This is a genomic window from Flavobacterium sp. UBA5153 (genome assembly GCA_002413745.1).
Lineage (GTDB): Bacteria > Bacteroidota > Bacteroidia > Flavobacteriales > Flavobacteriaceae > Flavobacterium.
Window position 1 is genome coordinate 30636 of sequence record DHXP01000067.1, and the last position, 20765, is coordinate 51400.

The following is a 20765-nucleotide window of genomic DNA, read 5'->3' on the forward strand; positions in this document are numbered from 1 at the left end:
GAACTAAATGAAATATACAGCGGCATTATACCAGAACGATTGGACTAAAACATATTAACCAATGGTATAATTTTGGATTTTGTAACTAGTCCCGGAAAAAAATGTCACCAACTAGAGTTTTAAAAATGGAAACCTCGTAATTTTTTATTTCGAGGTTTTTTTCTCCCTTTTATTTCAGATATTTACCAAAAATTATAACGTTATGAAAAATGGCATCTATTTATTTTTAGCAATCCTATTGTATTCAAATGGTTCCTTTGCACAGTTGAAACCCATACAATACAAGGATGGAATCCAAGTTTTGAATGGTTTTCAAATTCAACCTTCGAAAAAAAGCCAACAAAAACCGGGAATCCTGATACTACCGGCTTGGATGGGAATTGATAAACTTTCTAAAGACACTGCCGAAAACTTGGCGAATTTGGGATACTATGCTTTCGTAGCCGATATTTATGGTGAAGGGAATTATCCAAAAGACTACTCCGAAGCTGGGAAAAATGCTGGTTTTTATAAAACTAATTTCTTGGAATATCAAAAACGAATTTCCTTGGCATTGGAACAATTAATTCGTTCCGGCGCAAATCCGGACAACATTGTTGTTATCGGCTATTGTTTTGGCGGCACTGGGACACTTGAAGTCGCACGAGCACATTTGAATGTAAAAGGAGTTGTATCTTTTCACGGCGGATTGGGCAGAGATTCCAAAAGAATTATAGAACCAATCACGGCAAAGGTTTTGGTTTGCCACGGAGCCGATGATCCTTATGAATCCAAAGAAGAAATCGCTGCTTTCCAACAGGAAATGAGAGAAACAAAAGCCGATTGGCAGATGATTTATTATGCCAATGCCGTACATTCCTTTACCAATCCTGAATCGGGAAATGACAATTCCAAAGGAGCGGCTTACAACGAAAAAGCGGCAAAACGGTCGTGGGAACACATGAAACTTTTCCTGAATGAAGTCCTTAAAAAATAGAAACTAATTTAAACCCAAATACTTATTACCCACATTCTGTATAGAATAGTCATGTTTAACCAAAACACAAATAAGAATGAAGGTTTTATTTAAGATGTCATATCCCATATTCCTATAAAAAAAATTGTCTACTATGAAAAAAATCCTAATTATTTTTACGATTGCCTCCACAATTTCTTGCGCTTCACAAAATGCCAGTCAACTGACTTTAAAAGGAAATCTGCGGAGCGCTGAACCTTCTAAAACTAGCATTTCCAGTGCCAGTCTCACAAAATATGCAAACACTATAACAGCCGGTGATTTAAAAACATATCTCTACATCGTCGCCTCAGATTCGATGGAAGGACGAGACACTGGATCCAAGGGACAGAAAAAAGCGGGGGAATATATCATTAATCAATATAAAAATAACACTATTCCTTTTCCAAAAGGAGCAACAGATTATTACCAAAAGATTCCAGCCTCTTTCCTGAATGCCAAACGCAATGATAACTTGCCAGATTCAGAAAATATTTGGGCATACATCGAAGGCTCCGAAAAACCAAACGAAGTCATCGTGATTTCGGCTCATTATGACCATGTTGGTATAAAAAATGGCGAAGTTTATAACGGTGCCGATGATGATGGTTCCGGCACGGTGGCATTACTCGAAATTGCCAAAGCATTCGAAATAGCAAAAAAAGAAGGTCACGGACCGAAACGCTCCATTTTATTTCTTCACGTTACCGGCGAAGAACATGGACTGCTGGGTTCCACTTTTTATTCCGAGCATCCTTTGTTTCCATTGGCAAACACCATAACCGACATCAATATCGACATGATTGGTCGCCGTGATGAATTTCACAAAGAATCAAACAATTATGTGTATCTAATTGGTTCCGATTATCTATCGACCGATTTGTACAACATTTGCGAAGACGCCAATAAAAACTATGTGAACTTATCTTTAGATTACAAATACAACGACAGAAAAGATCCGAACCGTTTTTATTACCGCTCAGATCATTACAATTTTGCCAAAAACGGCATTCCTTCGGTTTTCCTCTTCAATGGTGTCCACGCTGATTATCACAAAGCCACTGATAAAGTCGACAAAATTGAATTTGATGCTTTGGCAAAAAGGGCGCAATTAGCATTTGCCATCGCTTGGGAATTAGCCAATAGGGAAAATCGCCCCGTGGTTGATAAAGATGGAAAGTAGTTGCAGAACTTAAATAAAATCACAAAGAGCTTTGAAGAAATTTAAAGCTCTTTTTTTTTATGACTATCCGTTAACGATACCAAAAAAATATTTTCGCCACGAATTTCACCAATTTTCACTAATTTTTATCAATAAACGGGGTAAATTAAACTTGAATTCGTGTTAATTCGTGAAATTCGTGGCGAATAAAAATAGTCCACAAAGCGGACAGTCATATTTTTTTATACAAATGCACGAGAAAGTTAACCCCACAAAAAAAGCCTCGAATTTCTTCGAAGCTTTTGCGTTTTGGGTGGCTGACCGGGTTCGAACCGGCGACCCTCGGCACCACAAACCAATACTCTAACCAGCTGAGCTACAACCACCATTTTTAACGAGTGCAAATATATTACAAAAGTTGGCTTTTACAAAGAAAATTATCAAAAAATTACAACAAGTCGCCTAAACTATTGACTGCCAAATATCTTTCGACCGTAAATCCTTCGGCATAATCGACACCAATCATTCTTCCTAGATCCTGCGCACGATAACTGAGGCTTTCCAGGAAGTTTTTTGATGCAATTGGCGTTTCTGGTTCATCAGAATTTGCATTGTAAAACTGCGAACCGTAAGCTAAAATGGCTTCTACCCTTTTATCGTTAAAACCCGTAATGTCAACCACAAAATCTGGTTCAATATTCTTCCATTGTATGTAATGATACACTAATTTTGGTCGCCAGGCTTCTTGTTCTTCTCCCTTGTATTCCGTTTTGATTTTCATCAAACCCGACAAAAAACAGGCATCCGAAACCAATTCACTTCCTTTTCCGTGATCGATATGGCGGTCATCAATGGCATTGCATAACACGATTTCGGGTCTGTATTTCCGAATCATTTTAATGATTTCCAACTGGTTCGATTCGTCATTTACAAAAAAACCATCGCGCATATCCAGGTTTTCCCGAACGGAAACTCCCAGAATTTTTGCTGCATTAGCGGATTCTCGATTTCTAATTTCGACCGAACCACGCGTTCCCAGTTCTCCGCGAGTCAAATCAATGATTCCTGCTTTTTTTCCCAATGCTATTTCTTTGGCAATTGTTCCGCCACAGCCTAATTCCACATCGTCTGGATGCGCCCCGAATGCTAATATGTCTAGTTTCATCTAATGTTTTATTTAATTATTTTCAATGGCAATTTCAATTTCAATGGCAATTTCAATTTCAATGGCAATTTCAATGGCAATTTCAATAGTAAAATCTAAAAAAGCAAAAAAATCTAAGTTCTACTTTCTACCATCTATTTTCTATGCTCTATTTTCTAAAAATCTAAAATTAAAAATCCAAACTTCTCTTCATCGTCGCCGATTTATTGATGCTTTCCTCCCACTCTTTCCCGGGAATGCTGTCTTTTGTGACACCACAACCCATATATAAATGAGCTTGAGAATCACAAATCTCCATACACCGCAAATTTACAAACAAATCAGAACTTATGGAATCTTTTGCTAAACTGCTATTCAACTCGCCCAAATAACCAGTGTAAAAAGTTCTGTCATAATTTTCATTTTCCAAAATGAATGCTTTCGATTTGTTCTTTGGCAAACCACAAACGGCAGGTGTTGGGTGCAATAATTGGATCACCTTTTGCAGACTGGAACTCGAATTCAAAACACCCGAAATGTCTGTTTTTATATGCCAAATACTTCCCGCTTTAATGCTGTACGGTTTTGAAACTATTACTTCAGAAGCAACATCTTTCAATCTTTCCACAATATAATCGGTGACAAATTGCTGTTCTTCTTCTTCTTTTTTAGCCCAAATAACTTCCACTGAACCAGTATCTTTTTGCGTTCCAGCTAAAGCAATGGTTTCAAATGCATTATTTTTTACTTTCAACAATTGTTCTGGTGTGGCACCAAGCCAAATCCCAACTTTTGGATGAAAAAAGCAATAGACAAAAGTGGAAGGATACAACTGAACCAATTTTCCGAAAGCGGTAACCAAATCAAAATCGACCAAGTCAACTGTTTCTTTTCGAGACAAAACCACTTTCTTGAATTCGTTGTTTTCAATGGCTTGAATCCCTTTGGCAACCAAGGTTTCAAAATTATTTCTGGCCACTTCATTGGGTAAATTAGCTTCTTTTTCCGGAATATCAGTTTTGTCTTCAATCCGGTCTACGTTAATTATTTCAGACTGATTTTCTGGAATTATCAACGTTTGACTTCCGTCAAAAGAAGCAAAAACGAAACCTTTTTCCGTAAAATCATTAACTTCAAACAAGGTGTCATTTTCTTGAAATAGCCCAATAACATTAGCCTCGTCAGGCTTTTTGTAAACCACAAAAGGAAGATTTTTCTCTATTTGTTTTGTGGCTTTATCTAAAAATATTTCCATTATTAGTCTTCGATTTTTCTTTTTGGCAAAACCATGTTGGTCAATTTACAAAGCGAAATCAGATTATCATTTTCATCGGTAATTCTAATTTCCCAAAGATGAATGCTTCGTCCTTTGTGAAGTATTCTTGCCGTTCCATAAACAATTCCTTCCCGTTTTGCTTTCAAATGATTTGCCGATATTTCGATACCACGAATTTCACTATGTTCGGAATTGACAAACATCATCGATGCGGCACTTCCCACGCTTTCGGCCAAAGCAACCGAAGCTCCTCCATGCAACAAACCCATGGGTTGGTGAACTGAAGGATTCACGGGCATTTTCGCCACTAAATAATCTGGTCCCGCATCAATAAATTCTATATTTAGTGTGGTCATCAAGGTATTTCTTGAAATTTTATTATAATATTCAAGGATTTTATCTTTGTCGAATGTCATATGTTTTACTTTAAAAAACAAATTTATGTAAAAGATGAGACACAAAATAGTAAATACAATTGTTATTATAAATCCAAAATTGAAAATCGTTCTTCAATCCTATTAGATTTTTCCTATTTTTACAAAAAATCTAACGAAATGCGTCAGTTTGTTTTTCTGCTTTTTATTGGAATACTTATTTCTCTTGGCTCGTGTCGGACTGATTTTGTGACCGTGCCAAGCACCGGTGATTTGGAATTTTCAAAAGACACTGTTTATTTGGATACCGTTTTTACCAACATTGGTTCAAGTACTTATACTTTAAAAGTATATAATCACGGCAAAAACGACATTACTATCCCCAGCATAAAATTAGGCAAAGGATTAAATTCAAAATACAGGATGACGGTTGATGGAATGCAGGGAAATCAAGGAAAAGCATTCAATAACGTGACTATTTTAGCCAAGGATAGTTTGTATATTTTTATTGAAACCACCGCAAATAGCGCTGATGCAAATCCCGCAGACTTTCTATACACCGACCAAATTCAATTTGACGGCGGAGCAAATCTTCAAAATGTAGAATTGGTGACACTTGTTCAAGATGCCATTTTTCTTTATCCGAAACGTTTTAATGACGGCACCACCGAAACACTTCCCATTGGAAATGAAACAATCTACGGTTTTTATTTGGATGAAAATGACCCAATAAATGGCAACGAACTCACTTTCACAAAACAAAAACCATACGTAATCTATGGCTATGCGGCAGTTCCTCCAGGAAAAACGGCTATTTTTGATGCGGGAGCCAGAGTCTATTTTCATGCTAATTCTGGGATAATTTTGACTTCAAATGCGTCCATTAACGTAAACGGAACAAATTCGAGTACAGACAAACTCGAAAATGAAGTCATTTTTGAAGGAGATCGACTTGAACCTGATTTTGCTGATGTTTCTGGACAATGGGGAACAATATGGCTCACTGACGGCAGCACAAACAACCAATTTAATCATTTGACCATTAAAAATGCAAGCATTGGAATGTTAATCCAAAACAATGACGGAACAACGGTAAAAATTAAAAATACACAAATCTATAATTCTACCAATTATGGAATTTTGGCACAAACAGCGAAAATAAGTGGAGAAAATATAGTTATCAATAATGCCGGACTGGCAGGTTTAGCTTGTACTTACGGCGGAGATTATACTTTTACCCATTGCACTTTCAATAATAATTGGAACAGTTCTAGTCAAGTGGCTGTTTTGGTAAATAATTACTTTTTAGGTGCAGTTCCCGAAGAAAAAAATCTTGTAACGGCATCATTCAATAATTGCATTATCTATGGTTCTTATTCAAATGAAATGATTTTAGACAAAAAACCGGGTGCCACATTTGAATACCAATTCAATAACTGCCTTTTAAAATTTAACAATGTCTCCAATAAATTTACCAATGACCCTAATTATCAATTCAATACTGATGCCGTACATTATAATTCTATACTATTAAACACAGCCCCTAAATTCTTGAATGTTTCCCAAAACAAACTCAACATTGATGGCACATCTGCGGCTTTCGCCAAAGGAAATGCTGCTTATCTTATTCCTTTTGATATTATAGGAAACACTCGAACTTTGCCTCCTGATTTGGGCGCCTATCAAAATATGCCATTTCCTAAATAATTTTAAAGTCTTTATTATTGTTTATTTTGCTCTTACTAATTTTTTAAACTAAATTTGCAAAACAACAATAACTACATTATTCCAATGATTCATTTCTTTGAAAACCAAAGCAAGACGATTTTTGCAGTTCAAACTCAAAACCCTCTTTCGGCTCAAGACATTTCAAAACTCAACTGGCTTTTTGCCGACTCTAATAAAATAGAAAAATCCGTACTGACGGATTTTTTTGTTGGTTCTCGCGCCACAATGGTTACGCCGTGGAGTACCAATGCCGTAGAGATTACCCAAAATATGGGCATTTCAGGAATCTTGCGAATCGAAGAATTTCATAAAACTTCGGCTGATTCTTCTGATTTTGACCCTATGCTTTCGCAAAAATATTCTGAATTAAACCAGGAAATTTTCACCATTAATATCAAGCCTGAACCTATTCTGGAAATCGATGATATCGCGGCATATAATAAAAAAGAAGGTTTGGCTTTGAGCCAAGAAGAAATCGATTATTTGGATAATCTATCCACTAAATTAGGACGAAAACTAACCGATTCAGAAGTTTTTGGATTTTCGCAAGTGAATTCGGAACACTGCCGTCATAAAATTTTCAACGGAACTTTCGTAATCGATGGAGAAGAAAAAGAATCTTCCTTATTTAAATTAATCAAAAAAACGTCATCCGAAAACCCTAACGATATTGTTTCGGCCTATAAAGACAATGTGGCTTTTGTAAAAGGGCCAAGAGTGCAACAATTCGCTCCAAAAACTGCCGACAAACCTGATTTTTACGAAATCAAGGAATTTGATTCGGTTATTTCATTAAAAGCAGAAACCCATAATTTCCCAACAACCGTGGAGCCTTTCAACGGAGCTGCAACAGGTTCAGGAGGAGAAATTCGGGATCGTTTGGCTGGTGGTCAAGGTTCTTTGCCATTGGCAGGAACCGCAGTTTACATGACTTCGTATTCTAGATTAGAAAAAAACAGAGAATGGGAAAACGCCGTTGAAGAACGAAAATGGCTGTACCAAACGCCAATGGACATTTTGATAAAAGCATCCAATGGTGCTTCCGATTTTGGAAATAAATTCGGACAACCTTTAATCACGGGTTCGGTTCTTACTTTCGAACATGAAGAAAACAATCGCAAAATTGGTTACGATAAAGTAATTATGCAAGCGGGCGGAATTGGTTACGGAAAATTAGACCAAGCTATCAAACACAAACCGCAGGAAGGCGATAAAATCGTTATTCTTGGTGGTGAAAATTATAGAATCGGAATGGGCGGAGCTGCCGTTTCCAGTTCCGATACAGGTGCTTTTAGTTCAGGAATTGAGCTGAATGCAGTGCAACGTTCGAACCCAGAAATGCAAAAGCGCGCTGCCAATGCGATTCGTGGCATGGTAGAAAGCGACGTCAACCCAATCGTTTCAATTCACGATCATGGTGCCGGCGGACACTTAAACTGTCTTTCGGAATTGGTGGAAGAAACAGGAGGATTGATTGATTTAGATAAATTGCCAGTGGGAGATCCTACTCTTTCGGCCAAAGAAATAATCGGTAACGAATCTCAGGAAAGAATGGGATTGGTTATTGGGCAAAAAGACATCGATTTACTCCAAAAAATTGCCGACAGGGAACGTTCTCCGATGTATCAGGTTGGTGAAGTTACAGGAAACCATCGTTTTACTTTCGAATCAAAATCGACTGGCGCAAAACCAATGGATTTTGCCTTGGAAGACATGTTTGGCAGTTCGCCAAAAGTGGTAATGAACGATAAAACCATCGTTTACAATTATCCAGATTTAGAATATTCAATAAAAAATATCACCACTTATTTAGAGCAAGTGCTTCAACTGGAAGCGGTTGCTTGTAAAGACTGGCTGACCAATAAAGTCGATCGTTGCGTGGGCGGAAAAGTGGCCAAACAACAATGTGCTGGCCCTTTACAATTACCATTGAACAATTGTGGCGTAATGGCTTTGGATTATTTAGGAAAAGAGGGAATTGCAACTTCTATTGGACATTCCCCAATTGCTGCACTTATTGATCCTGTTGCAGGAAGCAGAACCGCAATCGCCGAATCATTATCGAATATCGTTTGGGCTCCAATAAAAGAGGGAATGAAAGGAATTTCTCTTTCGGCCAACTGGATGTGGGCGTGTAAAAACGAAGGCGAAGATGCTCGTTTATACGCAGCGGTAAAAGCTTGTTCCGATTTTGCCATCGAATTGGGAATCAACATTCCAACAGGAAAAGATTCGCTTTCGATGAAACAAAAATATCCAAACGACGAAGTAATTGCGCCGGGAACGGTGATTATTTCGGCTGGTGGAAATTGCACCGATATTAGAAAAGTAGTAGAACCTGTTTTGCAGAAAGACGGTGGTTCGATTTATTATATCAACCTTTCGCAAGATGATTTCAAATTAGGAGGTTCATCATTTGCACAAATCTTGAATTCTATCGGAAACGAAGCACCAACAATTAAAGACGCTACTTTTTTCAAAAATGCTTTTAATACAATTCAAGAATTGATTTTAGACAATCAAATTTTGGCTGGACACGACATAGGAAGTGGTGGTTTGATTACTACTTTATTAGAAATGTGTTTTGCTGATGTGAATTTGGGAGCCAAAATAGATTTCTCTGTTTTTGAAGAAAAAGACATTATCAAATACTTATTTTCCGAAAATATTGCGATTGTTTTCCAAGCCAAAGACGATGCTGTTGTTGAAAGCAAATTAAAATCAAATAATGTAGCTTTCTATAAATTAGGAACAGTTACCAATGAAGAAACTTTGGACTTTGGCCCTTGTGGTTTAAGCATCCCAAAATACAGAGACATTTGGTTTAAAACCTCTTTCCTACTCGACCAAAAACAAGCCAAAAACGGAACGGCTCAGGCACGTTTCGACAATTACAAGAACCAAGCTTTACACTATACTTTTCCAGCGCATTTTACAGGTAAATTACCTGTCATCTCGAGCGCAGTCGAGAGACCGAAAGCTGCTATTATTCGTGAAAAAGGAAGTAATTCCGAGCGTGAAATGGCAAACGCAATGTTCTTGGCTGGATTTGACGTAAAAGACGTTCATATGACTGATTTGATTTCGGGACGTGAAAATCTGGAAGATATTCAATTTATTGGAGCTGTTGGAGGTTTCTCGAATTCAGATGTTTTGGGTTCTGCCAAAGGTTGGGCTGGAGCATTTTTATACAACGAGAAAGCAAAAGCAGCATTGGAAAACTTCTTCAAACGGGAAGACACTTTGTCTGTTGGGATTTGCAATGGTTGCCAATTATTTGTGGAATTAGGATTAATCAATTCGGAACACGAAGAGAAACCACGAATGTTGCACAACGAAAGCCACAAACACGAAAGTATTTTTACTTCGGTGAAAGTGCAAGAAAACAATTCGGTGATGCTTTCGACTTTAGCTGGAAGCACATTGGGAGTTTGGGTTTCACACGGAGAAGGAAAATTCCAATTGCCACTAGCCGAAGATCAATACCAGATTGTTGGAAAATACGGTTACGAAGGTTATCCGGCAAATCCTAATGGTTCTGATTATAACACGGCGATGCTTTGCGATACAACAGGAAGACATTTGGTTATGATGCCACACATTGAGCGTTCCACTTTCCAATGGAACTGGGCAAATTATCCGAAAGACAGAAACGATGAAGTTACGCCTTGGCACGAAGCATTCGTGAATGCAAGATTGTGGATTGAGAAAGTATAATTAGAAACTTATAACACATAAAAAAAACCATTCGCAAGCGAATGGTTTTTTTATGTGTTCACTGGAAAATTACCTCTTTTTTCCGGCTAATTCTTTCCTGTTTTTATAGGTCTTCAAATATTCGCCTTTAGGTTTACCATCCTCAAAGGAACTCCATTTTATGATATTGGTAATATGGTCAAAAATAGTTGGTGATTTTTATTTGGTATACATTTTTTTGTCCATTACCCTATCCATGTAATCTTGGATAAATGCTTTACAACGCAATTCAATATCATCCATTTCTGAATTTCTATTTTTTATTAAATTGTTTTTTAAGCCTTTATCATTTTTATCATAAAACCCAAGAGCCTTTTTACCATCGAAAGTACAAATGTAATTTCCTCTTGAAAATTGATAGATATTTCCAGTAGAATTAATAACAAATGGTTCGCTTGATTTCTTGTCGAACAAACTTCTGCCCCAACTTCTAAACGGTTTTTTGTAACCAATCATGTCCAAAATCGTTGGGTAAATATCTATTTGTTGTGCCAAATCATCGTCGACACCCACATATTTACTGTTAGGTTTATAGATAATAATGGGAACTGCATACCGGTTTATTGGTTTTTGATATTCATCATAATAAATTTGGTTACAGTGATCGGCAACCAAAATAAAAATGGTATTAGAAAACCAAGGTTGTTTTTTAGCCTCGGTAAAAAATCGCTTTAAGGCAAAATCGGTATATTCTGCACATTTATGAATGGGAACGCCGCCTTCATGAAACCTATTTTTATATTTATCAGGAATAATATACGGCTCATGGGAAGAAACGGTAAAAACGGTGGCAAAAAATGGCGTTTTCTTTTTGTCCAAGGTGTTTTTCATGAATTGAAGAAAAGGTTCGTCCCAAATTCCCCAAAAACCATCAAATTGCGAATCGTCATTAAACTCGGTTCTTCCATAATAATGTTCGATGCCAAGAATATTTCCAAAACCCAAAAATCCCATCGAACCATTTGCCGCTCCATGAAAAAAGGAAGTATCATACCCTTCACCTTTTAGTGTGGAAACCAGCGATTCTATTTTCTGTTTTGGATAAGGTGAAGAGGTGAAAGCATCCTTAAAGGACGGAATTCCTGCTAAAACTGAAGACATTCCGTGAATGGATTGTCGACCATTGGCATAAGCATTTGTATAAATCATGCTGTGTTGTGACAAGGAATCCAAAAACGGTGCATGTGTTTTATAATTGGGGATTTTAGCGTTTTTATTGAACGCTCCAATATATTCCCGCCCATAACTTTCCAAAATAAAGACAACCACATTGGGCTTGGTTTCAGGATTATTGTGGTATTGTTTTATGGGTTGGATTTTATCTAAAATCACTTGATCGTTGACATCCGGATAGTTCGTTTTTAGGAAACTATTGGTAAACAATGTTCGGAAAATCGCAAAAGGTGTGTTGAGCACAATGTCCGAATGGACAATGTTTTTCACATGACGACTGGCGTCCAAAAGATTTATTGGTCGAGTGGATTTATCGAAATCGCCTCCACGAATGCCTCCTATCGTAAACAATACGATTATCAAAAATCCAATTGTCGAGAAACCAAAGTAATGCAATTTTTTGGTTGGTCGAGAAACCTGAACTTCCACCTTTTTATATAAATAAATCCAAAGTGTCGAAAAAAGAAGAAACAGAACAACTACGTGCCAATAATCAATCAAAAAGCTGAAAAACAAAACCTTTTTATTGGTTTCATGCTCTATAACATTCAGCGCCACGATTGTGGTACGCGCAAAAGTGTATTTGTAATAAATAAAATCGATAAAATTGGTGGCATAAGCCAGCAAATTAGTGATAAAATAGAGAAATAAAAGAAACTTTTGATAGCCGACATTCGTGTTTTTAAAAAATGGCAATACCGAAAACAGAATAAAAAGAAGGTTCACATATAAAATTGCCGTAGTATCAAAGGCCAAACCATAATAGCAAAGAGATAGCAAATCCGAAACCGAATCAACTCGCAACAGCTCAGTATTATAAAGATAAAAAAGAATTCGTGCAATAAAATAAAAAATATAAGCCAAGGATAGTCTATAAAACAGGACTTTATATTCATTCAAGCGCAAGTGTTTGTGCATTTTGTATAAATTAATTAAACTTTGCAAAGGTATTACAATTAATCTATTACAAATTGTTAAAAAAAGATCAAAAAAATCAAAACTTGCGAATTTTGCACAAAACATTTAAAAGAATAAAAATTGTTCACTAATTATTTATTACTTAATTTGCGATAAATTAACATTATTCCAAATGGCAGAAATCACCAGATTATTTGAGTTTCCCTATTTTCAATTAGAGCATTATTCGATTCCAGATGCTTTGGTTACCAAGTATAATGGTGTTTGGGTAAAAACTTCGACTGAAGAATACATCGCAAAAGTAAATGCAATTTCGAGAGCATTAGTGAGAATGGGAATTAAAAAAGATGATAAAATTGCCCTGATTTCTACCAATAATAGAACTGAATGGAACATTATGGATATCGGGGTTTTGCAAACTGGCGCACAAACTATTCCAATTTATCCCACAATTTCCGAAGATGATTACGAATACATATTGAACCATTCCGGTTCCATTTATTGTTTTGTCTCTGATGACGAAGTATTGCAAAAAGTAAATTTAATAAAACATAAAGTCCCGAATCTAAAAGAAGTATATTCCTTTAACGAGATTGAAGGTTGTAAAAATTGGACGGAATTGCTAATTCTTGGCGAAGACCAAAGCAATCAAGATGTTGTCGAAGACAGGAAAAACCACGTTAAATCCGAAGATTTAGCCACCATAATATACACCTCCGGAACAACGGGAAAACCAAAAGGAGTGATGCTTTCGCATCAAAACATCGTGTCCAATGTCTTGGCCAGCGCCATGAGAATTCCTTTTGAAGCCGGAAAAAGTCGTGCTATGAGCTTCTTGCCCGTATGCCATATTTTAGAAAGAATGGTGTTGTATTTATATCAATATTATGGAGTTTCCATTTATTTTGGTGAATCAATTGACAAAATAGGCGACAACGTAAAAGAAGTAAAACCTACCGTAATGACCGCTGTTCCTAGGCTTATTGAAAAAGTTTATGATAAAATTTTCGCCAAAGGCGCTTCACTTTCAGGCATTAAAAGAAAATTATTCTTCTGGGCCATCGATTTAGGACTGAAATATGAACCTTATGGAGCCAATGGATTTTGGTACGAAATGCAATTAAAAATTGCAAGAAAACTCATCTTCAGCAAATGGAGAGAAGGTTTGGGTGGCAATTTAGATCTAATGGTTTCCGGAAGCGCCGCTTTACAGCCAAGACTGGCCAGAATATTTGCCGCAGCAGAAATTCCTGTAATGGAGGGCTATGGCTTGTCCGAAACCTCTCCCGTAATCGCGGTAAATGACACTCGCAACCACGGTTTCAAAATTGGAACCGTAGGTAAAATAATTGATCACGTAGAGGTAAAAATTGCCGAAGACGGAGAGATTTTGTGTAAAGGACCAAACGTGATGATAGGTTATTACAAAGACAATGCTTTAACTAGTGAAGCAATAGTGGATGGTTATTTTCACACGGGCGACATTGGCGAAATTGACAGTGAAGGCTTCCTTAAAATTACGGATCGCAAGAAGGAAATGTTTAAGACTTCGGGAGGTAAATATATTTCGCCGCAATTACTGGAAAATGCAATGAAACAATCCCGTTTTATCGAGCAAATTATGGTCATTGGAGATGGACAAAAAATGCCTGCAGCCTTTATTCAACTCAACTTTGATTTTGTCAGACAATGGGAAAAAATCCACGGAATAACTGTTGGTTCAACCAATGAAGAAATTATTAAAAATCCAAAAGTTATCGAGCGCATTCAAGAAGAAGTGGACTTTTTTAATGAAAAATTTGGCAATTGGGAAAAAATAAAACGTTTTGAACTAACTCCTGATGTTTGGTCTGTTGCCGGCGGTCACCTTACGCCTACTCTAAAACTAAAACGAAAAATAGTAATGGATAAATATATTGATTTATTCCATAAAATATATAATTAGCATCTCACATAAAACTAAAAATTATGAAACTCAAAACCCTAATTTATTTATTATTTGTGCCGTTTTTATTTACTAATTGTAACGAAAAAACAAAAGAAGATTCCATAAAAGCAAATTACTTGGACTTCTCCAAACGTGACGACCAGTTTACGGGTGGTATAAAGATGATTCCAATTACGACTCCAATCGGCAAATTCAAAGTTTGGACGAAAACCGTTGGAAACAATCCCAAAATAAAAGTGCTGCTGCTTCACGGTGGACCAGGCTTAACACACGAATGTTTTGAAAGTTTTGATGGTTATTTTCCACAAGAAAGTATCGAATATATTTATTATGACCAATTAGGTTCGTATTACAGTGATCAACCCAACGACAATCAATTATGGACTACTGAACGTTTCGTCGAAGAAGTGGAACAAGCCAGAAAAGCATTGAAATTAGACAATACCAATTTTTATTTGTTGGGACAATCTTGGGGAGGAATTCTAGCAATGGAATATGCGCTGAAATACCAAAAAAACCTGAAAGGTTTGATTATTTCAAATATGATGGCAAGTGCTCCAGATTATAATAAATATGCAGCAGAAGTACTAGGGCCACAAATGGATCCAAAAATCTTGAAACAAATTCAAGACATCGAAAAAAACAATGATTTTGCCAATCCAAAATACAGCGAACTCCTTTTCAAATATTATTATACAGAACACATTCTCAGAAAACCATTGGAAGAATGGCCAGAGTCAATTACCCGAGCTTTCAAACATCTTAACCCTAATGTGTATGTTTATATGCAAGGTCAAAGCGAATTTGGGATTACTGGAAATGCCACTCTCAAAAACTGGGATGTGAAATCAAGACTTAAAACCCTGACGGTTCCGACGCTGACAATTGGCGCAAAATATGACACGATGGATCCAGAACATATGAAATGGATTTCAGAAGAAGTTCAAAATGGACGATTCTTGTTTTGTCCCAATGGAAGTCATCTCTCCCAATATGATGATCAAAAAACCTATTTTCCAGGTATAATCAAATTCCTGAAAGATGTGGATAGTGGTGATTTTAAGAAATCTTGAAAATCCAACCTTTAAATATTCCAAACTCCTCCGCTTCTGAGGAGTTTTTTTATGTCAAAAAAATAACAAAAAAATATTTTTTTTATTATGCGTGCATAGTATTTTTTATTATCTTTGAAAACGATTGCGTAAATTAATACCCTGTTTTACCGAAACATAATTGAAAAGAAATCATCTTTTTTATAACCGGTTATAACATAATCAAAAAACATAAATGAAAGACAAAACAATAGATTACATACTTCGTGCCACTTGGCAAGCCGTTGCCAGAATGTACAACGAAGAGGCCGCAAAATATGGTGCCACAATGGCAACCGGTTTTGCTTTATTGAGCATTGACAAAGACAACGGAACTCCTTCTACAGCCTTGGGACCAAAAATGGGAATGGAAGCCACGAGTTTAACCAGGACACTGAAATCCATGGAAGATAAAGGTTTAATTATTAGAAAGAAAAACCCTTTTGACGGTCGCGGTGTTTTAATTTACCTGACCGAATTTGGAAAAGAAAAAAGAGAATTGTCAAAAAACACCGTTTTAAAATTCAACGAAACTTTGAAGCAACATATTCCCGAAGAAAAACTTCAACATTTTATTGAAGTTTCAGAAATCATCAATGAATTAATCACAGAAAAGAAAATATTTTAACTAAACGCTTATTGCTTAAAGCATAAAGCCTAAAGATTTTTATAAATGAAAAGATCCATTAAAAAAGTTGCAGTAATCGGATCCGGAATTATGGGTTCGGGAATTGCTTGTCATTTTGCCAACATTGGGCTCGAAGTATTGCTTTTGGACATTGTTCCAAGAGAACTTACCGAAGCCGAAACCAAGAAAGGTCTAACTCTTGAAAGCAAAATAGTTCGCAACCGATTGGTCAACGAGCATTTCCAGAATGCCTTAAAATCGAAGCCCTCTCCTATTTATCACCCGAAATTTGCCAGTAGAATCACTACTGGAAATACCACGGACGATTTGGCTAAAATTGCCAATGTCGATTGGATTATTGAGGTGGTTGTGGAAAGATTGGACATCAAAAAAATGGTGTTCGAACAAATAGAAAAATACCGCAAACCCGGAACGTTGATTACCTCAAATACTTCCGGAATTCCAATTCATTTTATGAGCGAAGGACGAAGCGAAGATTTCCAAAAGCACTTTTGCGGAACGCACTTTTTCAACCCAGCACGTTACCTAAAATTATTCGAAATCATTCCTGGCCCACAAACTTCAGCCGAAGTTTTGGACTTCCTCACTATATATGGAGAGAAATTCTTGGGTAAAACTTCGGTTGTTGCCAAAGACACTCCAGCTTTCATTGGAAACAGAATTGGAATTTTTGGAATCCAGAGTCTATTTCATTTGGTAAAAGAATTAGGATTAACCATCGAAGAAGTTGATAAATTAACAGGGCCAGTTATTGGAAGACCAAAATCGGCGACTTTCAGAACGGTCGATGTGGTGGGATTGGATACTTTGGTACACGTTGCCAACGGAATTTATGAAAACTGCCCGAACGACGAAGCACACGAGCTATTCAAATTGCCGGATTTCATCAACAAAATGATGGAAAACAATTGGCTCGGAAGCAAAACAGGTCAAGGTTTTTACAAAAAAGAAGGACGAGATATTCTGTCTTTGGACTTGGATACTTTGGAATATCGTGCAGCGAAAAAAGCTTCGTTTGCCACTTTGGAATTGACAAAAACCATTGACAAACCTATCAATCGCTTCAAGGTTTTGGTAAAAGGAAAAGACAAAGCGGGCGAATTCTACAGAAAGAGTTTCGCCGGAATGTTTGCTTACGTTTCCAATAGAATTTCTGAAATCTCGGACGAATTATACAAAATCGACGATGCGATGAAAGCAGGTTTCGGCTGGGAAAACGGGCCTTTCGAAATTTGGGATGCAATCGGCGTAGAAAAAGGAATCGAAATGATGAAAGCCGAAGGATTGGAACCAAATTCTTGGGTTAATGAAATGTTAGCTTCCGGAAATTCAAGTTTTTATACTATAAAAGAAGGAGCTACTTATTTCTACAATATCCCAAATAAAACGCAGACTAAAGTTCCGGGACAAGATGCTTTTATCATCCTAAACAACATTCGCGAAAGCAAAAAAGTGTGGAGCAACAGCGGAGCCATTATCCAGGATTTGGGTAACGGGATTTTGAATTTAGAATTCCAATCGAAAATGAATACCATTGGTGGCGACGTTTTACAAGCCATCAACAAAGCCATTGATTTATCGGAAAAGGAATATCAAGGTTTGGTTATTGGAAACCAAGGAGTGAATTTCTCTGTTGGTGCCAATATTGGAATGATCTTTATGATGGCGGTCGAACAAGAATACGACGAATTAAATATGGCGATAAAAATGTTCCAAGACACGATGATGCGCGTACGTTATTCTGGAATTCCAGTAATCGTTGCGCCGCACGGAATGACTTTGGGAGGCGGTTGCGAAATGAGTATGCACGCCGATAAAGTGGTTGCTGCTGCGGAAACGTATATCGGTTTGGTCGAATTTGGAGTTGGTGTAATTCCAGGTGGAGGAGGTTCGAAAGAAATGACATTGAGAGCTTCGGATTTATTTCGCAAAAACGATGTGGAACTAAATGTTTTGCAGGAATATTTCTTGACTGTGGCTATGGCCAAAGTTTCGACTTCGGCTTATGAAGCCTTTGATTTAGGGGTTTTACAACACGGGAAAGATGTTGTCGTAGTCAACAAAGACCGTCAAATTGCCGAAGCCAAAAAATACGCCTTGTTAATGGCTGAAGCCGGTTACACCCAACCTATTCGCAGAAATGACGTAAAAGTTTTGGGAAAACAAGCTTTGGGAATGTTCTTGGTTGGAACTGACCAAATGGAAGCTGGAAAATACATCTCGGAACACGACAAAAAAATTGCTGATAAACTGGCTTATGTAATGGCTGGTGGCGATTTATCCGAACCAACATTAGTAAGTGAGCAATATTTATTGGATATCGAAAGAGAAGCTTTCTTGTCTTTATGTACGGAGAGAAAAACATTGGAGAGAATTCAATTTATGTTAACCAAAGGGAAACCTCTAAGAAATTAGATAATAGATAAAAGACGATAGACAAAATCTGTAATTCAAAAAGTCTATTATCTTAAAAATTAAAACAAAGACCTCATAGAGGTCAACTGTTTGTAGAACGATAATTAGACATCAATTTAGCTCCGTGGGAGCGACCTGTTTGTATGGCAAATACCTATTCGCAAATTTATATTCAAATTGTTTTTGCTGTAAGAGGAAGAGAAAACCTGATTACAAAAGAAAACCGTGAAGAATTGCATAAATTCATAGCTGGGATAATTAAAAATAGAGAACAAAAGCTATTAGCCATTTTTGCAATGCCAGACCACGTTCATATTTTGGTTGGAATGAAACCAAATATTTCAATATCAGATTTGGTAAGAGACATAAAAGCAGGTTCGTCAAAATTTATTAATGACAGCAAATGGATTAATGGGAAATTTAATTGGCAGGAAGGATATGGAGCATTCTCCTATTCAAAAAGCAATATGGATAATGTTATAAAATACATTCTAAATCAGGAAGAACACCACAAAAAAGAAACATTTAAAGATGAATATCATTCGTTTTTAGAAAAATTTGAAATTGAATATGATGAGAAATATTTGTTTGAATGGATTGAATAACAAACAGGTCGCTCCTACGGAGCTTCTCAACAAATACGCAATTAATGCTACAAACAGTACGCCTCTACGAGGCAATTAATAATAGAAATAAAATAACATTCTAAATGTATTTTTAGAATAAAAAAAATATAGTATTGTTTTAAAAAGACCTCGTAGAGGTCAACTGTTTGTAGAAAATATAATTTGAATATCAATTTAGCTCCATAGGAGCGACCTGTAAAATATCAAAATAATTAAAAAATATGAAAACAGCATACATAGTAAAAGCATACAGAACCGCCGTGGGAAAAGCACCGAAAGGCGTATTTAGATTTAAACGCACTGATGAATTGGCAGCCGAAACCATCCAGTTTATGATGAATGAATTGCCTGATTTCGACAAGAAACGCATCGACGACGTAATGGTGGGAAATGCAATGCCTGAAGCAGAGCAAGGATTAAATATTGGGCGATTGATTTCCCTAATGGGATTAAAAATCGAAGATGTCCCAGGTGTAACGGTCAATAGATATTGCGCTTCAGGATTAGAAACTATCGGGATGGCTACGGCCAAAATCCAGTCAGGAATGGCCGATTGCATCATTGCAGGTGGTGCCGAAAGTATGAGTTTCATTCCAATGGGTGGTTACAAACCAACACCTGATTATGCAGTCGCAGCAGCCGGACACGAAGATTATTATTGGGGAATGGGATTGACTGCTGAAGCTGTTGCCAAACAATATAACATCACAAGAGCTGATCAAGATGAATTTTCATTTCATTCGCATAATAAAGCATTGAAAGCACAAGCCGAAGGTAAATTTGACAAACAGATTGTTCCAATTACCATCGAACAAACTTTCATTAATGAAAATGGCAAAAAAGAAACCAAATCATATGTCGTAAATAAAGATGAAGGACCCAGAGCTGGAACTTCGGTAGAAGCATTAGCAGGATTAAGACCAGTTTTCGCTGCTGACGGAAGCGTGACTGCTGGAAATTCTTCACAAATGAGTGATGGCGCCGCTTTTGTTTTGATTATGAGCGAAGAAATGGTCAAAGAATTAAACCTCACTCCTATTGCACGTTTGGTAAATTTTGCTTCAGCAGGAGTTGAGCCAAGAATTATGGGAATTGGACCAGTAAAAGCCATTCCAAAAGCCTTGAAACAAGCCGGATTGCAATTAAAAGATATTGATTTAATCGAATTGAACGAAGCTTTTGCTTCACAATCATTGGCGGTAATTCGGGAATTAGGTTTGAACCCCGATATCGTGAATGTTAATGGTGGAGCGATTGCATTAGGACATCCTTTGGGTTGTACTGGTGCAAAATTGTCGGTTCAACTATTCGACGAAATGAAAAGACGGGGAAATAAATACGGAATTGTTTCAATGTGTGTGGGAACTGGACAGGGAAGTGCGGGGATTTACGAATTGCTTTAGAAGACGAAAAGATAATACATTTGAAAAAGACAAAGAGATAATAGATTTTTATCATTCAAACCTACTCTATCAAATCAAAGTCTTTTATCTCTTCGTCTATCATCTATA

14 protein-coding genes and 1 tRNA gene are annotated in these 20765 nt (G+C 36.9%); 10 read left to right on the forward strand and 5 right to left on the reverse strand.

Annotated elements, in window-relative coordinates; translation table 11 throughout:
- Nucleotides 1–202 precede the first annotated feature (202 nt).
- Both B2145_RS13325 and B2145_RS13330 read left to right on the forward strand, forming a co-directional pair.
- Nucleotides 203–976, forward strand: a complete 774-nt coding sequence (locus tag B2145_RS13325) for a dienelactone hydrolase family protein (protein WP_291103137.1) — start codon at nucleotides 203–205, stop codon at nucleotides 974–976.
- Between the two features lie 133 nt (nucleotides 977–1109).
- The gene (locus B2145_RS13330; RefSeq protein WP_291103140.1) at nucleotides 1110–2177 is read left to right on the forward strand and encodes a M28 family metallopeptidase; all 1068 of its coding nucleotides are present in this window, start codon (nucleotides 1110–1112) and stop codon (nucleotides 2175–2177) included.
- Between the two features lie 291 nt (nucleotides 2178–2468).
- Here B2145_RS13330 and B2145_RS13335 read toward each other — a convergent pair.
- The 4 genes from B2145_RS13335 to B2145_RS13350 all read right to left on the reverse strand — a co-directional run bounded on the left by B2145_RS13335 (nucleotide 2469) and on the right by B2145_RS13350 (nucleotide 4992).
- Nucleotides 2469–2542: transfer RNA gene (locus tag B2145_RS13335), tRNA-His, on the reverse strand.
- 62 nt (nucleotides 2543–2604) lie between these two features.
- Entirely contained in the window at nucleotides 2605–3321 is a 717-nt protein-coding gene (gene bshB1 / locus B2145_RS13340) for a bacillithiol biosynthesis deacetylase BshB1 (RefSeq protein ID WP_291103142.1), read from the reverse strand.
- Between the two features lie 169 nt (nucleotides 3322–3490).
- Nucleotides 3491–4555 (reverse strand): isochorismate synthase, encoded by a 1065-nt coding sequence (locus B2145_RS13345; protein WP_291103144.1) that lies wholly within the window; start codon nucleotides 4553–4555, stop codon nucleotides 3491–3493.
- 2 nt (nucleotides 4556–4557) lie between these two features.
- A complete protein-coding gene (locus B2145_RS13350) occupies nucleotides 4558–4992 on the reverse strand; it encodes a PaaI family thioesterase (RefSeq protein WP_291103147.1) in 435 nt (144 codons plus the stop codon).
- Between the two features lie 138 nt (nucleotides 4993–5130).
- Between B2145_RS13350 and B2145_RS13355 the strand changes: the two genes are divergently transcribed.
- Nucleotides 5131–6657, forward strand: a complete 1527-nt coding sequence (locus B2145_RS13355; protein ID WP_291103150.1) for a hypothetical protein — start codon at nucleotides 5131–5133, stop codon at nucleotides 6655–6657.
- A gap of 84 nt (nucleotides 6658–6741) precedes the next feature.
- Nucleotides 6742–10395, forward strand: a complete 3654-nt coding sequence (gene purL / locus B2145_RS13360) for a phosphoribosylformylglycinamidine synthase (RefSeq protein ID WP_291103252.1) — start codon at nucleotides 6742–6744, stop codon at nucleotides 10393–10395.
- Between the two features lie 198 nt (nucleotides 10396–10593).
- Here the strand turns inward: purL and B2145_RS13365 are convergent, their stop codons facing one another.
- Nucleotides 10594–12525, reverse strand: a complete 1932-nt coding sequence (locus B2145_RS13365) for an LTA synthase family protein (RefSeq protein ID WP_291103152.1) — start codon at nucleotides 12523–12525, stop codon at nucleotides 10594–10596.
- Nucleotides 12526–12697: 172 nt separating this feature from the next.
- On the opposite strand from B2145_RS13365, the gene B2145_RS13370 reads away from it, so the two are divergent.
- From B2145_RS13370 to B2145_RS13395, 6 genes are all read left to right on the forward strand, one after another.
- The gene (locus B2145_RS13370; RefSeq protein ID WP_291103154.1) at nucleotides 12698–14470 is read left to right on the forward strand and encodes an AMP-dependent synthetase/ligase; all 1773 of its coding nucleotides are present in this window, start codon (nucleotides 12698–12700) and stop codon (nucleotides 14468–14470) included.
- Between the two features lie 23 nt (nucleotides 14471–14493).
- Nucleotides 14494–15546, forward strand: coding sequence for a proline iminopeptidase-family hydrolase (locus B2145_RS13375; protein WP_291103157.1), 1053 nt, complete (start codon nucleotides 14494–14496; stop codon nucleotides 15544–15546).
- 214 nt (nucleotides 15547–15760) lie between these two features.
- A complete protein-coding gene (locus tag B2145_RS13380) occupies nucleotides 15761–16192 on the forward strand; it encodes a MarR family winged helix-turn-helix transcriptional regulator (protein ID WP_291103159.1) in 432 nt (143 codons plus the stop codon).
- A 45-nt stretch (nucleotides 16193–16237) separates the two neighbouring features.
- Complete coding sequence (locus B2145_RS13385; RefSeq protein WP_291103161.1) at nucleotides 16238–18628, forward strand: 3-hydroxyacyl-CoA dehydrogenase/enoyl-CoA hydratase family protein; 2391 nt, start codon at nucleotides 16238–16240, stop codon at nucleotides 18626–18628.
- A gap of 143 nt (nucleotides 18629–18771) precedes the next feature.
- Nucleotides 18772–19233 carry an IS200/IS605 family transposase gene (gene tnpA, locus B2145_RS13390; protein WP_291103163.1) on the forward strand — a complete coding sequence of 154 codons (462 nt, stop codon included), beginning with the start codon at nucleotides 18772–18774 and terminating at the stop codon, nucleotides 19231–19233.
- 242 nt (nucleotides 19234–19475) lie between these two features.
- Nucleotides 19476–20657 carry an acetyl-CoA C-acyltransferase gene (locus tag B2145_RS13395; RefSeq protein ID WP_291103165.1) on the forward strand — a complete coding sequence of 394 codons (1182 nt, stop codon included), beginning with the start codon at nucleotides 19476–19478 and terminating at the stop codon, nucleotides 20655–20657.
- Nucleotides 20658–20765: the final 108 nt, after the last annotated feature.